At 41.2% G+C, this 15,582-nt stretch carries 13 protein-coding genes and 2 pseudogenes; 12 read left to right on the top strand and 3 right to left on the bottom strand.

Features of this window, described 5'->3' with window-relative positions:
• Window positions 1–39: 39 nt before the first annotated feature.
• The 11 genes from AB1I63_05790 (at window position 40) to AB1I63_05740 (ending at window position 11,316) form a co-directional block, all read left to right on the top strand.
• On the top strand, window positions 40–579 hold the full coding sequence (locus tag AB1I63_05790) for a YceD family protein (GenBank protein MEW4354393.1): 540 nt from the start codon (window positions 40–42) through the stop codon (window positions 577–579).
• 119 nt (window positions 580–698) lie between these two features.
• Window positions 699–2,123 (top strand): NADP-dependent phosphogluconate dehydrogenase, encoded by a 1,425-nt coding sequence (gene gndA / locus AB1I63_05785; protein ID MEW4354392.1) that lies wholly within the window; start codon window positions 699–701, stop codon window positions 2,121–2,123.
• 8 nt (window positions 2,124–2,131) lie between these two features.
• Complete coding sequence (locus AB1I63_05780; protein ID MEW4354391.1) at window positions 2,132–2,821, top strand: response regulator transcription factor; 690 nt, start codon at window positions 2,132–2,134, stop codon at window positions 2,819–2,821.
• Window positions 2,822–3,153: 332 nt separating this feature from the next.
• Window positions 3,154–5,334, top strand: coding sequence for a PTS transporter subunit IIBC (locus AB1I63_05775; GenBank protein MEW4354390.1), 2,181 nt, complete (start codon window positions 3,154–3,156; stop codon window positions 5,332–5,334).
• 11 nt (window positions 5,335–5,345) lie between these two features.
• Complete coding sequence (locus AB1I63_05770; GenBank protein ID MEW4354389.1) at window positions 5,346–6,161, top strand: endonuclease/exonuclease/phosphatase family protein; 816 nt, start codon at window positions 5,346–5,348, stop codon at window positions 6,159–6,161.
• Window positions 6,162–6,412: 251 nt separating this feature from the next.
• On the top strand, window positions 6,413–6,886 hold the full coding sequence (gene nrdR, locus AB1I63_05765; GenBank protein MEW4354388.1) for a transcriptional regulator NrdR: 474 nt from the start codon (window positions 6,413–6,415) through the stop codon (window positions 6,884–6,886).
• The gene (locus tag AB1I63_05760; protein ID MEW4354387.1) at window positions 6,887–8,038 is read left to right on the top strand and encodes a DNA helicase; all 1,152 of its coding nucleotides are present in this window, start codon (window positions 6,887–6,889) and stop codon (window positions 8,036–8,038) included.
• Window positions 8,039–8,938: a primosomal protein DnaI gene (dnaI, locus tag AB1I63_05755; protein ID MEW4354386.1), complete on the top strand. Its 900-nt coding sequence runs from the start codon at window positions 8,039–8,041 to the stop codon at window positions 8,936–8,938.
• Complete coding sequence (locus tag AB1I63_05750) at window positions 8,935–9,648, top strand: nitroreductase family protein (protein MEW4354385.1); 714 nt, start codon at window positions 8,935–8,937, stop codon at window positions 9,646–9,648. Before dnaI ends, AB1I63_05750 begins: the two co-directional genes overlap by 4 nt.
• A 9-nt stretch (window positions 9,649–9,657) precedes the next feature.
• Window positions 9,658–10,968 carry a ribosome biogenesis GTPase Der gene (gene der, locus AB1I63_05745; protein MEW4354384.1) on the top strand — a complete coding sequence of 437 codons (1,311 nt, stop codon included), beginning with the start codon at window positions 9,658–9,660 and terminating at the stop codon, window positions 10,966–10,968.
• A gap of 12 nt (window positions 10,969–10,980) precedes the next feature.
• Complete coding sequence (locus tag AB1I63_05740) at window positions 10,981–11,316, top strand: hypothetical protein (protein MEW4354383.1); 336 nt, start codon at window positions 10,981–10,983, stop codon at window positions 11,314–11,316.
• 48 nt (window positions 11,317–11,364) lie between these two features.
• On the opposite strand, the pseudogene AB1I63_05735 reads toward AB1I63_05740, so the two are convergent.
• From AB1I63_05735 to AB1I63_05725, 3 genes and pseudogenes are all read right to left on the bottom strand, one after another.
• A pseudogene (locus AB1I63_05735) lies at window positions 11,365–11,949 on the bottom strand (transposase).
• A 50-nt stretch (window positions 11,950–11,999) separates the two neighbouring features.
• Window positions 12,000–13,105 (bottom strand): IS3 family transposase gene (locus AB1I63_05730; GenBank protein MEW4354382.1). Its coding sequence is split into 2 segments (ribosomal slippage): window positions 12,000–12,829 and window positions 12,829–13,105, totalling 1,107 coding nucleotides; the frame shifts between segments, so codons are not numbered across the junction.
• A 76-nt stretch (window positions 13,106–13,181) separates the two neighbouring features.
• Window positions 13,182–14,021, bottom strand: a pseudogene (locus AB1I63_05725) (ISL3 family transposase).
• A 643-nt stretch (window positions 14,022–14,664) separates the two neighbouring features.
• Between AB1I63_05725 and AB1I63_05720 the strand changes: the two are divergent.
• Window positions 14,665–15,528, top strand: a complete 864-nt coding sequence (locus tag AB1I63_05720) for an IS982 family transposase (protein MEW4354381.1) — start codon at window positions 14,665–14,667, stop codon at window positions 15,526–15,528.
• Window positions 15,529–15,582: the final 54 nt, after the last annotated feature.

Raw genomic sequence — 15,582 nt, 5'->3', positions numbered from 1 at the left:
AGGAAACATGATATAATAAAAGAAAAAAAGGAAAATACGATGAAATTCAATATTCAAGAAATCAAGAAAAATCCAGAAGGTCTTGCTTTTGATCAACTGCTTGATTTGGCAGAGGGATTAAAGGCTCGAAATGAAGAAATTTTGGATGTGAAAGAGATTAGAAGCAATGGAAAGGTTCAATATGAGGATGCCCTTTATTTTCTCGACTACGACCTTTCTTATACCATTGTGTTAGCATCTAGTCGAAGCATGGAGCCAGTGGAGAAAAAAGAAGCTTATGCTGTGCATGAAGTCTTTATGGAGGTAGATGGCACTTCTAGCAAGCAAGACTTGATTGAAGAAGAGTTGGTCTTGCCTATTGAGGGAGATAGCATTGATTTATCTGAAAGTGTCGCAGATAACATCCTTCTTAACATTCCTTTGAAAGTCTTGACGCAAGAGGAAGAAACTTCAGCAGATATGCCATCTGGACAAGATTGGCAGGTCTTGAGTGAAGAAGATTATGAACGTCAGAAAGAAGAGCGAAAAGCGGAAAATAGTCCCTTTGCAGGTTTGCAGCAGCTATTTGATGAAGATTGATGAATATAAAGTAAAAGGGACACCCTTTTGCTTTTTGTTTTTGGGAATTTCAAATGAAATGCTTTTCTTTAAGTCTATAAAATGGTAAAATAGAACAAACTATGCAGAGGAGAATCCAAATGACAAAAGCAAATTTTGGTGTTGTGGGAATGGCCGTTATGGGTCGCAACCTTGCACTTAACGTAGAATCAAGAGGCTACACTGTTGCGATTTACAATCGTTCAGCAGATAAGACAGAAGATGTTGTGGCAAGTAATCCCGGTAAAAAATTAGTACCAAGCTACGATGTAGAAAGTTTTGTAGCGTCTATTGAAAAACCACGTCGCATCATGCTTATGGTGCAAGCAGGACCTGGTACAGATGCAACGATTCAAGCCCTTCTTCCTTATTTGGATAAGGGAGATATCTTGATTGATGGTGGAAATACCTTCTATAAAGATACGATCCGTCGTAGCGAAGAATTGGCAAATTCAGGCATCAATTTCATCGGAACAGGGGTTTCTGGTGGGGAAAAAGGTGCGCTTGAAGGTCCATCTATCATGCCAGGTGGGCAAAAAGAAGCCTATGAATTGGTAGCAGATGTTTTGGAAGAAATTTCTGCTAAAGCGCCTGAAGATGGTGCGCCATGTGTGACTTATATCGGTCCAGATGGAGCAGGTCATTATGTAAAAATGGTTCATAACGGTATCGAATATGGGGATATGCAGTTGATTGCTGAAAGCTATGATTTGATGCAACATTTGCTTGGTCTATCAGCGACAGAAATGGCAGATATCTTCACAGAGTGGAACCAAGGTGAGCTAGATAGTTACTTGATTGAAATTACAGCTGACATCTTGAAACGCAAGGACGATGAAGGTCAAGAGGGGCCAATCGTGGATTATATCCTTGACGCTGCAGGAAACAAAGGAACAGGTAAATGGACGAGCCAGTCTGCACTTGATTTGGGAGTGCCACTACCATTGATTACCGAATCTGTCTTTGCCCGCTATATCTCGACTTATAAAGACGAGCGTGTGCATGCAAGTAAGGTCTTGCCAAAACCAGCAGCCTTTACCTATGAAGGAGACAAGGCTGAGTTGATTGAAAAGATTCGCCAAGCCCTTTACTTCTCAAAAATCATGTCTTATGCACAAGGATTTGCTCAACTCCGTGTAGCGTCTAAAGAAAATAACTGGAATCTTCCATTTGGTGAAATCGCTAAAATTTGGCGTGCGGGATGTATCATCCGTGCTCGTTTCTTGCAAAAGATTACCGATGCCTATGGTCGAGATGAAGACCTGGCGAACCTCCTCTTGGATGAATACTTCATGGACATTACAGCGAATTACCAACAAGCCGTTCGTGATGTGGTGAGTTTAGCAGTACAAGCAGGTGTTCCTGTACCAACTTTCTCAAGCGCTATTGCTTACTTTGATAGCTACCGTGCAGAGAATTTACCAGCTAACTTGATCCAAGCACAGCGTGACTATTTTGGAGCGCATACATATGAGCGTAAGGACAAAGAAGGAGTGTACCATTATTCATGGTATGATGAAAAATAGGAAAGCTTATGGGAAAGCGGATTTTATTAGTTGAACATGAAACCAATTTAGCACGATTCCTTGCTTTGGAATTACAAAAGGAATCCTATCAGATTGATGTTTGTGAGACAGGGCAAGATGGACTTCGTCTTGCCAAGGAAAATGACTATGATTTGATTTTGCTGAATTATAATCTAATGGATATGACTGGAGAAGTCTTTGCAGATGAGCTTAGTGTGGTAAAGCCTGCGCGTGTGATGATTGTGATGGAAGAGCGAGAGGCTTTGCCCTTACACAAAGAAAGTATTCAGCGTTTTGCAGTTTCTTATCTTGTCAAACCCTTTATCATGAGTGATTTAACGGATAAAATTTCCGCTATTTTCCGCGGGCGTGATTTTATTGACCAACATTGTAGCCAGATGAAAATCCCAACTTCTTATCGAAATTTACGGATTGATATTGAAAATCATTTGGTCTATCGTGGAGACGAAGTCATCGCTCTAACACGCAGGGAGTATGATCTGCTCGCCACGCTGATGGGAAGTAGAGAAGTCATGACCCGTGAGCAGTTGCTTGAGCGGGTTTGGAAATATGAAAGCACAGCGGAAACCAATGTGGTGGATGTGTATATCCGTTACCTGCGTGGGAAAATTGACCTTCCTGGTCAGAAAAGCTATATCAAAACCATTCGTGGTGTTGGTTATAGCATGCAAGATTAGCCTATTTAAGATCACCTTAGGGTGGTCTTTTTGCATATAGCCATTTAGTTTTAATGTATTACGTCATTAACTCGTCTTGCTCCAATAGTCTCCCAGACTGTTGAAGGTGGGTAATAAGGATTATGAAATAATCTTCAGCTAAATCTAGTTCTGCCTGCGATTTGTTGCCTCGTATTAAATCAACACTAAATAACTATATCAGCTAAAACCCAAAATTTTGAGAAAAACGTTATAAAAGCCTTTACAAACGTAAAAGATATGGTATAATAGTGTTATAACATAACGCAAACGTTTTCATAAAACGTTTGCACAAATTAAAAAAAGGAGATTGAATGATGAAAGATACGTTCAAAAATCTATTCAGTTTCGAATTTTGGCAAAAATTCGGAAAAGCCTTGATGGTCGTCATCGCCGTGATGCCTGCGGCTGGTTTGGTGATTAGTATCGGAAAATCTATTCCGATGATCAATCCAAATGTTGCTGCCTTGGTGACAATCGGTGGTGTCCTTGAGCAAATCGGTTGGGGGATTATTGGAAATCTCCACATCCTCTTTGCCTTAGCGATTGGGGGAAGCTGGGCTAAGGAGCGTGCTGGAGGAGCACTTGCAGCAGGTATGTCCTTCATCTTGATTAACCGTATCACAGGGGTTATCTTTGGGGTGAGTGGTGATATGCTTAAAAATCCTGAAGCAATGGTGTCTACCATGTTTGGTAGCAAGATTGCTGTTGCGGATTACTTCGTGAGTGTCTTAGAAGCACCAGCCCTAAATATGGGGGTCTTTGTTGGAATTATCGCTGGTTTTGTTGGAGCAACAGCTTACAATAAATACTACAACTTCCGCAAGTTGCCAGATGCTCTATCATTCTTTAACGGGAAACGGTTTGTGCCATTCGTTGTCATCCTAAGATCAACGATTGTCGCAGTTATTCTTTCCATCGTATGGCCTGTGGTCCAAACGGGAATTAACAACTTTGGTATCTGGATTGCCAACTCACAAGATACAGCGCCATTCTTAGCACCATTCTTGTATGGTACCTTAGAGCGTCTCTTGCTTCCATTTGGATTGCACCATATGTTGACTATCCCAATGAACTATACATCATTTGGTGGAACTTACACGATCTTATCTGGTGCACAAGCTGGTCAGCAGGTATTTGGACAAGATCCACTATGGCTTGCTTGGGTAACAGACCTTGTCAACTTGAAGGGAACTGACCCAACACAATACCAACAATTACTCGAAACAGTGACACCTGCTCGTTTCAAAGTCGGACAAATGATCGGATCGTTTGGTATCTTGATGGGTGTGGTTGTAGCGATTTACCGCAATGTTGATCCAGATAAAAAAGCGAAATACAAAGGAATGATGACAGCAACAGCTCTTGCCGTGTTCTTGACAGGGGTTACTGAGCCTGTTGAATACATGTTCATGTTTGTTGCAATGCCACTTTACCTTGTCTATGCAGTGGTGCAAGGGCTTGCCTTTGCCATGGCTGACCTTGTTCATCTTCGTGTTCACTCATTTGGATCTATCGAATTCTTGACTCGTACACCGCTTGCAGTCAGTGCAGGTCTTGGTATGGATGTCATCAACTTTATCTGGGTATCTGCCCTCTTTGCAGTTGTGATGTACTTCATCGCCAACTTCATGATTCAAAAATTCAACTACGCAACACCAGGACGTAACGGAAACTACGAAACAGACGGCGTGGAAACGGATGAAAGCACAGGTGACGCTAAAGTCGCAGAAGCTTCTCAAGCCGTTAACATTATCAATCTCCTTGGCGGACGCAACAATATTGCAGATGTAGATGCTTGTATGACTCGTCTTCGTGTGACAGTCAAAGATATTGATAAAGTCGGCACGGAAGAGCAATGGAAACAAGAAGGCGCTATGGGCTTGGTGGTGAAAGGTCTTGGTGTACAAGCAATTTATGGACCAAAAGCCGATGTTTTGAAATCAGATATCCAAGACTTGTTGGATTCAGGAGAAGTAATTCCTGAGACGATTGTCGCAAGTGGAGCTGAATCTCTTGTTACGACTGACTTTAAGGGCGTGATAGAAGACGTGAGAGCCGTGGCTGATGGACAAGTTATTGAAATTGGAGCTGTAACAGACCCAGTGTTTGCTCAAAAAATGATGGGTGATGGATTTGCGATTGAGCCAGCAAATGGAGCGATTGTCTCTCCAGTATCAGGGAAAGTGACAAGTATCTTCCCAACAAAACATGCTCTTGGTTTGGAAACTGCAAATGGCTTGGAAGTATTGGTTCACATCGGACTTGATACAGTGAGTCTTGAAGGTCATCCATTCACGGTGCATGTAGCAGAAGGTCAAGAAGTCAAAGCAGGTGATCTTCTTGTGACAGCAGATTTAGATGCGATAAAAGCAGCAGGTCGTGAAACGACAACAGTTGTGGTCTTCACTAATATGGCTGCGGTCAAAGAGGTAACCTTTGAAACCCTTGGACAAGTCACTAGCAATGTAGTCGTTGCAAAAGTAGAATTATAAAAGAGGAAACTATGGCAAAATTCCTAAGTTTAAACACACACAGTTGGATGGAAGACCAACAAGAAGAAAAATTGCAGGACTTAGTCACGCGGATCTTGACGCAAGACTACGATGTGATTTGCCTTCAGGAAGTTAACCAACTGATGGACGACAGTCAGGAGATTGCCGCTCCTCTTTACTATCAACCAGCAGAAGGCATAGGGATCCATGAGGATCACTATGCTCTTCGTTTAGTGGAGGAGTTGGCAAAACAGGGACAAACCTATCATTGGAGTTGGGCATATAATCATATCGGTTTTGATCGTTTCCATGAAGGAGTTGCGATTCTCTCAAAAAAACCACTCAAAGCAAAGGTTTTGACGGTATCAGATATGGATGATCCAACAGATTACCATACTCGCAAGGTCTTACTTGTAGAGACAGAGGTACATGAGAAAGAAATCACAGTAGGAAGTGTCCATCTTTCATGGTGGGATAAAGGCTTTCAAGAGGAATGGGCTCGTTTAGAAACAGCTTTAGTCGCTACTTCCTATCCACTCGTTCTCATGGGTGATTTTAATAACCCTGTGGATTATGAGGGCTATCAAGAGATTGTAAATAGTTCGCTAAATCTGCAAGACAGTCATAAGACTGCAAGAGATGTTCGTGGTACTTGTACCGTTGAGGGGGATATTGCTGGTTGGGAAGGCAATCGAGATGCTCTCAAAATTGATTATCTATTTGCGAGCAAGGACTGGACGATTGAGCGTTCACATGTCGTTTTTGATGGTGAAAATGGTCCTGTTATCAGTGATCATTATGGACTTGAAGTAGAGATGACACTTTGAGTTTGATAAAAGAGGAAAAGTTCAACAGATTTTTTGTTGAACTTTTTTGTGTTAAGAAGCCCCTTCTCTTTGGCTTTTGTTATCCGTCAAAACATGGTATAATAGAGTACTAGAGCTTTAGGAAGCTGATCGTTTTATAGAGTTATTTAGTGTTCATTTATTACGTCGTGAACTGGTTTTGCCTGCGATTCATTTCCTCGTACTAAATCAAAACTAAAAACTATGAGTAGAAAGAGTAAGGAGGAAAAGAGATGCGGTGTCCAAAATGTGGGGGTAGTAAATCAAGTGTTGTGGATAGTAGGCAGGCTGAAGATGGTCATACGATTCGTCGTAGAAGAGCCTGTGAAGAATGCCAACATCGTTTTACAACTTATGAGCGCGTAGAAGAGAAAACCTTGGTCGTTGTCAAAAAAGATGGAACTCGCGAGCAATTTTCGCGGGAGAAAATCTTCAACGGCATTATCCGCTCAGCCCAAAAACGTCCAGTATCAAGTGAAGAAATCGATGCTGTGGTCAATCGAATTGAACAAAAACTTCGTGGGAATAATGAGGATGAGATTGATAGTGAGTACATCGGCAATCTTGTCATGAATGAATTGGCTGAGCTAGATGAGATTACCTATGTGCGCTTTGCAAGTGTCTATCGGAGTTTCAAGGATGTGAGTGAGCTTGAGAGCCTGCTCAAGCAAATCACCAAATCTAGCAAGAAGAAAAAGGAAGACTAGATGAAACCAAATGATGTTTTTTCATTTGTGAAAAACAATGTCGTTTCAAGAGATTCAAATAGCTTGATTCGTCTGTATTTGCCGATCTTAGGGATGGATGCGACGACTGTCTACCAGTATTTTCTTGCTTTTTGGGACAATGGAGAAAAGGAGTATCTCTTTGCCCATCTGCTTAACCATCTTAATCTTGGTATGGAGCGGTTGAAAAAGGCTCTCGATCTATTAGTTGCTTTTGAGTTATTGGATTGGTATGAAGAGGAGACTTTCCATCGTTTCGTGATTCGAGAGCCCTTGTCAGCTCAGGATTTTTTATCCAATGCGGTTTATCGGCGCTTGCTGGAAAAAAAGATTGGAGATACAGCTGTGGAGGCTTTGCTCTTAGAGCTGCCACAAGGACAAAAAAAGACCAAGAAATTATCCAGCTTATTTGAGGTAGCTGACCTTGAGCAGCTAGCTGCTCCTGTTAAAAACGATTTTGATTTGGAGCATTTTAAGCAGCTTATGGCGCGTGATTTTCTACGGTTTAAGGATGAAAAAGAGGACTTGCTAGCTCTGTTTGCGATTGCAGACCAAAAAGGTTGGAGCTGGTATGAGACTTATCAGTTGGCAAAAGAGACAGCAGTCGGACAGATAATCTCCACTAAGCGGATGTTGCAAAAATTACAGCAAAGGGTGGTGGAGGCTGATTTTACATCACAGGAAAAGATTGTCATCCGAGAGGCTAAAGCCAAGTCTGCTTTGGAGTTTTTAGCAGAAATCAAGCAGGCAAGGCGAGGGGCGATTGTTCAGTCTGAGCGAAAGTGCTTAGAAGATATGGCAGAGTTGGGCTTATTGGATGAGGTTATCAATGTGATTTTACTCTTGACCTTCAATGTCGAAGATTCGGCAAATCTGGCAAACCAGTATGCTTTAAAGGTGGCGAATGATTTTGCCTATCAAAAGATTAGCAGTGCAGAGCTAGCTGTTTTACGGATTCGTGAGCGCAATCAAAAAGTCAAGGAACGACAAGAAAAAAGAACTTCTAAGCCTCAGACCAATGTACCAAAATGGAGCAATCCTGACTATAAAAATGAAACCAGTGCAGAGCGTCAGGCTGAGTTAGAAGAGCAAAAACGCAGGCTCTTAGCTAAATTAGACCAGGGAGGTGAGTAGATGGAGAGTGTAGGACAAACCTTGTCTCATAAGGGACGAGGAAGGCAGCTGAATTATGAAGAGTTGGTCCAGCAGATCTTGTCAGATAAAGACGTGGCAGACTTTATCAAGGAAGCGCACTTGACAGAAGCAGAAGTGCGTCGCAGTATTTCGAAGTTTAATCAATATATCAGCGAGCGCAATCGTTTTTTGTTGGGAGATGAAGCCTATATTGCCAAAGGCTACAAGCCGATTTTGGTCAAAAATGAGGGCTATGCAGATGTTTCTTATGAGGAAACCCCAGAGCTGATTGCAGCGCAAAAAGAAGCTGCGATTAACAATCGTCTCCATCTCATCAATCTCCCTGCGAGTCTCAAAACAGCTAGTTTGGCGCAAGTGGATTTAGATGATATAGGGCGTTTTCAGGCTTTTGAATTATTGACCACCTTTGTAGCGGATTACCCAAACGTTCGAAAATCGGTGTATTTGTACGGTGATTTTGGGGTAGGAAAAAGTTATATGATGGCAGCCTTGGCGCATGATTTGTCAGAGAAAAGAAAGGTGTCAACGACTATTCTTCATTATCCTAGCTTTGTCCTTGATGTGAAAAATGCGATTGGAGAAGGCTTGGTCAAGGAAAAGGTCGATGAGGTCAAAAAGGCAGAAGTGCTGATCTTAGACGATATTGGTGCTGAACAACCTTCAGCTTGGACACGAGATGAGATTTTACAGGTGATTTTGCAGCATCGGATGCAGGAAAATTTGCCGACATTTTTCACCTCGAACTTTTCGATGGCAGACTTGGAGAGGCACTTTGCAACTTCTAAAAAAGGAGATGAGACTTGGCAAGCCAAGCGTGTCATGGAGCGTATAAAATACTTAGCTGATGAAGTCCGCGTGGAAGGAGAGAATCGCCGATGAATGAAACGATGGAGTTGATGAGTAGGCATATTTCTGTGCGTCGTTTTGGGGATAAGAGCATCTCTGATGAGGAGTTGAAAGCGATCATCGAAGCAGGTCGTATGGCTTCAAGCTGGAAAAATTTCCAGTCTTACTCAATCATCGTAGTGCGAAGTAAGGAAAAAAAGCAGGCTTTGTATGACTTGATTCCTCAACCAGCAATTGTCGGATCTGATGTATTTTTGCTGTTTCTCGGAGATTTGAATCGGGCTAAACAAGGGGTTGCTTTGCACAGTGATGCATTTTACCCAGAGGGGGTAGAAAATCTTTTGATTTCCTCAGTAGATGCGAGCCTAGCTGCTCAAAATACATTGCTTGCTGCTGAGAGCTTAGGCTATGGTGGTGTGATCATTGGGGTGCTTCGAGAAGTAGCAGAGGATTTAGCAGACTTGTTTAACCTGCCAGACTATGTGTATCCGATTTTTGGAATTGCTTTGGGTGAGCCAGCGCAAAATCGACCTCCAAAACCTCGCCTGCCTTATGAGAGTGTTGTTTTTGAGGAAAGCTATAAAGAGCAAGATGCGCGTGTCATCAAGGATTATGATGAAGTTCAAAAAGAATATGCTGGAGATCGTGTGACGACAACATGGAGTGAGCGCCTAGCGGCTCAGTTTGCTCAAGTCGAACATCCAGCAACGAAACATTATTTAACAAAGAAAAAATTACTGTAAGGAGAGATTATGGCTTTACCAACCATTGCCATCGTAGGGCGTCCGAATGTGGGCAAATCAACCCTATTTAACCGGATTGCGGGTGAGCGCATTTCTATCGTAGAAGATGTAGAAGGTGTGACGCGTGACCGCATTTATGCAACAGCTGAGTGGCTCAATCGTCAGTTCAGCATTATTGATACAGGGGGGATTGACGATGTTGATGCACCCTTTATGGAGCAGATTAAACATCAGGCAGAAATTGCCATGAGTGAAGCAGATGTCATCGTCTTTGTCGTATCTGGCAAGGAAGGTGTGACTGATGCGGATGAATATGTGGCAAAGATTCTCTACAAGACCAATAAACCAGTTATTCTAGCGGTGAACAAGGTCGATAACCCTGAGATGCGTAGCGATATCTATGATTTTTATTCTTTGGGCTTGGGAGATCCTTACCCAGTATCTTCAGTTCACGGGATTGGTACAGGAGATGTACTTGATGCCATTGTAGAAAATCTCCCAGCTGAGACTGAAGAAGAAAATCCAGATATGATTAAGTTTAGCTTGATTGGTCGTCCAAATGTTGGAAAGTCAAGCCTGATTAACGCTATTTTGGGTGAGGAGCGCGTGATTGCAAGTCCTGTTGCAGGGACGACTCGTGACGCGATTGATACGGTCTTTACCGACAGCGAAGGTCAAGAATTTACCATGATTGACACCGCTGGGATGCGCAAGTCTGGAAAAATCTATGAAAATACCGAGAAATATTCTGTTATGCGTGCCATGCGTGCCATTGACCGTTCAGATGTGGTCCTCATGGTCTTGAATGCCGAAGAGGGCATTCGTGAGTATGACAAGCGGATTGCAGGTTTTGCCCATGAAGCAGGAAAAGGGATGATCATTGTTGTGAACAAGTGGGATACCCTTGAAAAAGACAATAAGACTATGCAGAACTGGGAAGCAGACATCAGAGACCAATTCCAGTACCTCTCTTACGCACCGATTATCTTCGTGTCAGCCCTTACTAAACAACGTCTGCACAAATTGCCAGCCATGATCAAGCAAATCAGCGAAAGCCAGCAAACACGGATTCCGTCTGCAGTCTTGAACGATGTGATTATGGATGCGATTGCCATTAACCCAACGCCGACCGACAAGGGCAAACGTCTCAAGATTTTCTATGCGACCCAAGTGGCGACCAAGCCACCAACTTTTGTCATCTTTGTCAATGAAGAAGAACTCATGCATTTCTCTTACCTTCGTTTCCTTGAAAATCAAATCCGTAAGGCCTTTGTTTTTGAAGGCACACCGATTCACCTGATCGCCCGCAAGCGGAAGTAAAAGGAGAAGTCTGTGCAGTACTTGATCTTTTTTACAATTAGCTATATCTTTATGCGTTATGCCAAGAAATGGCTCAATTATAATGCCGCCTCTTATGCGCCGTTTTCATGGCGGTATTGGGCGAGTTTACTAGCTTATCTGTATCTGGTATTGATTGGTCTTTTATTACTTGTTTTATTAGCGAGTGTTATCAAGGCACTTTTGGGCAAGGTGGAAGCTATTTACCTGCTACTTGCAGTTGCCTACGCCTTTCTCTTTTATCACTATGCGAACGTGGTTGTAGTCTATTTTAAAAAATTAGTCCAAGATACACGCTATTATCGAGCAGTGGAGCAAAACAAGAAATAATCATGTTAGAGAATTAAGGGCACTTTGTCAACTGTAGTGGGTGAAGTATTACCCCATACGAGAGAGAATCAGGTTGGTTCTCTCTTTTTGTATGTTTAAAGCGATGAGAATTTTAGCTTTGAAGTTTTTAAAACCAAAAGCTTGTCGTTTGATGTCTTTGATAAGTTTGTTAGTAGCTTCTAGCTTAGCGTTTGAATAAGGTAATTCAAGTGCATCGGTAATGTATTGTCTGTATTTGAGAAAGGTTGTAAAGACTGTTTTGAAAGTAGGATTCACAGTAGGTAAATAGTCTTCTATCAGTCCGAAGAAAGCCTCACTGTTCTTCTCTTGAAAATGGAAAAGCAAGAGCTGATAAAGGTCATAATAGTGCCTTAGTTCCTCTGACAAGTCTAAGGTCTTTTGAACCACTTCTCTAGGGGTTAAAGTTCGTCTAAAGGTTCGAGAATAAAAGAGTTTGTTAGAGAGTTTTCGGCTGTCTTTTTGGAAGATTCTCCAATGATGTTTCATAGAACGATAAGGAAGTGATCCCTTGTCACAGTTCTTCATAATGGCAATCCGAGTAGCCATCATAGCCCGGCTCAGGTGATGAATAATGTGGAAACGATCCAGAACAATCTTTGCTTTCGGGAATAAGATGAAAAGGCAACAGTTTTCTGTACAAATTTTATGAAGTGTTTTTTTGCTTAATCGATGACTCGCTTAGTCATAGGCGTTTGGTAGTTGAGACTGCCATGAATGCGGTGGTGGTTCCACCAGTGAACGTAGTCTTTGGTTTTTAGAGCTAATTCTTCCAAGGAATGGAAGGTTTCTTGGTTAATAAACTCAAGTTTGAAAGAATGATAGGTACTCTCGGCTACGGCATTGTCATAGGGACAACCGGCTTGACTGAGTGAACGTGTGATACCAAAGGCTTCTAATATCTCATCAATCAGCTGATTATCAAACTCCTTCCCTCGATCAGAATGGAAGAGCTTGACCTTAGTCAGCGCATAAGGGATACTTTGAATAGCCTCTTTGACCAGCTCTGCAGTCTTGTTCCAACCAGCTGACAGTCCGATGATTTCGCGATTAAAGAGGTCAATGACCAAGCAGATATAAGCCCAACGCTTACCAACACGGACATAAGTTAAGTCCGTCACAAGAGCTTCCAAGGGCTTCTCTTGGTGAAACTGTCTGGCTAGGAGGTTTGGAATGGATGCCTCATTTTTCCCTTTAGCATGTGGTTTGAAGGCAGCCTTCTGGTAAACAGAAACCAAATTCAGTCTCTTCATGATGCGAGAAATCCGACGACGAGACAAGTTGATACCTTGTACTTCTAGACATTTCTTGATTTTCCTAGCACCGTATCTGGACTTGCTTTCGAGAAAAATGCGTTTGATTTTTTCTTCGAGACCAGCCTCGGATATAGACTCCATAGCTTTGTAGTAATAGCTAGAACGCGGAATGTTCAAGCACCGACACATGGCTGAAATGCTGTAATTCTTCTTGTTCGCAGTGATTATTTTCCTTTTCGTGCCATAATCACTGCCGCTTGCTTTAAGATATCGACCTGCATTTCAAGCTCTTTATTTCGTTTTCTGAGTTCAATCAGCTCACGCTGCTCATCAGTTAGGTTATCAACAGTTTTGAAGGAACCGGTTGTTCTTGCCTGTTTAACCCATTTATCTAAGGTTGAGGGAGTTAGCTCATACTCTTTGATAAGCTCGTTTCGTTTCATACCTGCCTTGTGAAGATCAACGATTTGTTGTTTGAATTCATCTGTGAAGTAGCGACGTGTTTTTCTAGACATATTTTCCTCCTGGTTTTCTTTAGTGTAGAACACTTTATAATTTCTGTCTAGTTTAGTGTAACCTATTCAGTTTGTTAGAGAGTTTCCGGCTGTCCTTTTGAAGGATTCTCCAATGATGTTTCATAGCACGATAAGGAAGAGAACCCTTGTCACAGTTCTTCATAATGGCAATCCGAGTAGCCATCATAGCTCTGCTCAGGTGCTGCATAATATGGAAACGATCCAGAACAATCTTTGCCTTAGGGAATAAGAAGTTAATGATAGGAATGTAGTTTCCAGACATATCTACAGTTACGACTTTGACGTTTTCCCTCATCTCTCTCGTGTATTTGAGGAAATAGTTTTTAATGGTTGTTTGCCGATTATTCTCAAGAATAGTGATAATCTTTTTGGATTGAAAATCCTGAGCGATAAATGCCAGCTTTCCCTTATTTCGAGAGAATTCATCCCAAGAGAGGATTTTAGGTAATTGTGAGAACTGTTCCTTGAAGGAGAATTGATTCAGTTTTCTCTGTACAACAGAGACAGAGATATGAAGTCTTCTAGCAATATCAGAGTTCGTTACTTTTTCGGTATGTAGTTGAGTGATTTTATCCCAGATAGGTTGAGAAATTTGATGATGTTTCTTGACGAGAGTCGTTTGAGATACGGATACACGTAGACAAGTCTTGCATTTAAAGCGCCGTTTTCTCAGTTTTAGAAGAGTAGGAAATCCTTGAAGATCGAGAATAGGAATAGAGGATTCTCGTTGGAAGTCATATTTTATCATCTTTCCTTGGCAGTGAGGACAAGGAGGAGCAGGATAATCTAAGGTTGCTTGAATGAGGATATGGGATTTAACCTTGTAAGCAGAAGTGATGGTGATATTTTTATCTTTAATTCCGATAAGATTTGTGGTATTATTAAGTTGTTCCATATGATTCTTTCTAATGTGAGTTTCGTCGCTTTTCATTATAGATTATATGGGACTTTTTTTCTACACTGAAAAAGCCCTATAATCTCTTCAGTGGAAGTTACCCACTACAGAAATTATAGAGCCGAATTAAGAAACCGAGTTAGTTTACCTACCAACTCGGTTTTTTCTATTTATAGTCATTTAATGTTAACTTATTACATCGTTAACTCGTCTTACCTAACTCTAGCTATGCCTGTGATTCGTTGTTTCGTACTACATCAAAACTAAACAACTATAAAATCATCTAAAAACACTGTAAAACCTTTTTCATATATGTTATAATAATAAGAGGAAACAAAAAAGCACCGAATCGGTGCCACCTCTTGCGAAGTTGAATACGGACAAAGCCTTATTTTAACATGCTGTGCTGTTTCAGCTAATTCCAATGGTTTTATTATATAGTATTTCTTTACTTTTAGCAAGTATTTTTAATGAATATTATTTTTTGTTTGGAATTAGCTGAAACAGCACAGCTCTAAAACTATAACATAGCTTTTCTTAATTATAATTTAAGTATACTCGTGGTGCTAGTTAATTTCAAACTACAATAAAAAGCCCAAAAGGACTATACTGTAAGTTCCGAAACAAACAGGAGGAAGTCCAAATGAGCCACTTACAGTATACCGCTAAATCTCATCACTTACAATGGAATTTGAAGCAATTATCAAAAATTTGCCATCAACTGTATAGGGATTATTGTCCTAAATCTTTCAAACATCGTCATAATGTCAGTCTATCTAAGGTTTCAGATCAATCTCTATTAGTCTTACTTCTCTTGCAAGCTGAACTAGGGATTAAGTCACAACGTCATTTCTACCGTCTCTGTTACTTATTTCCTTGTGGTCATCTTCTTGAACGAAGCCGTTTTAATAGACGAGCAAGACAGTTGATTTGGTTAGTTCAAGTCATTAGACAAGCAATGAATACTAAAATCTCGCCTGGTTCCATTGTTATTATAGATAGCTTTCCCTTGCCACTTTGCCAACCTACCCGTAACTATAGAACACGTATTTTTAACGACTTAGCAGATATTGGCTACAATGCTTCCAAACATCTGTGGTTCTATGGATTCAAAGTACACATGCTGGTAACTTTATCAGGCTATATTCTGAATTATGTTGTGACACCTGCATCAGTCCATGATATTAGGGCAGTTGATGACTTACTAGAAAATTGCCGACAACCTTATATTTTGGCAGATTTAGGCTATCTTAGTAAGGAACTTAAAGATCATTTGACCCAAAAAGGCTATCATCTATGGACTCCCTTGCGCCAAAATATGGCAGGAGCTAAACAACATAATCATTGGAATTTGATGGCTATGAGACGAACCATTGAGACTCGCTTCTCAGAGCTTTGCGGTCTTTTTGATATAGAACACACACTGACTAGAGGTTTAGCAGGTCTGCAGTTAAGGCTGGAGCAAATTATACTGGCTTACAATCTGAGATACTTCGAGATTAACTAGCACCACGAGTTAAGTATGGCTTCTTTTATTATTCTATCAAATTTTTTATGTTTT

The sequence above is a fragment of the Streptococcus pneumoniae genome (assembly GCA_040719455.1).
In the GTDB taxonomy this organism is placed as follows: Bacteria; Bacillota; Bacilli; order Lactobacillales; family Streptococcaceae; genus Streptococcus; species Streptococcus pneumoniae_G.
Note: the sequence above shows the minus strand (reverse complement) of the source record. Positions and strands in the feature narration are given on the sequence as shown.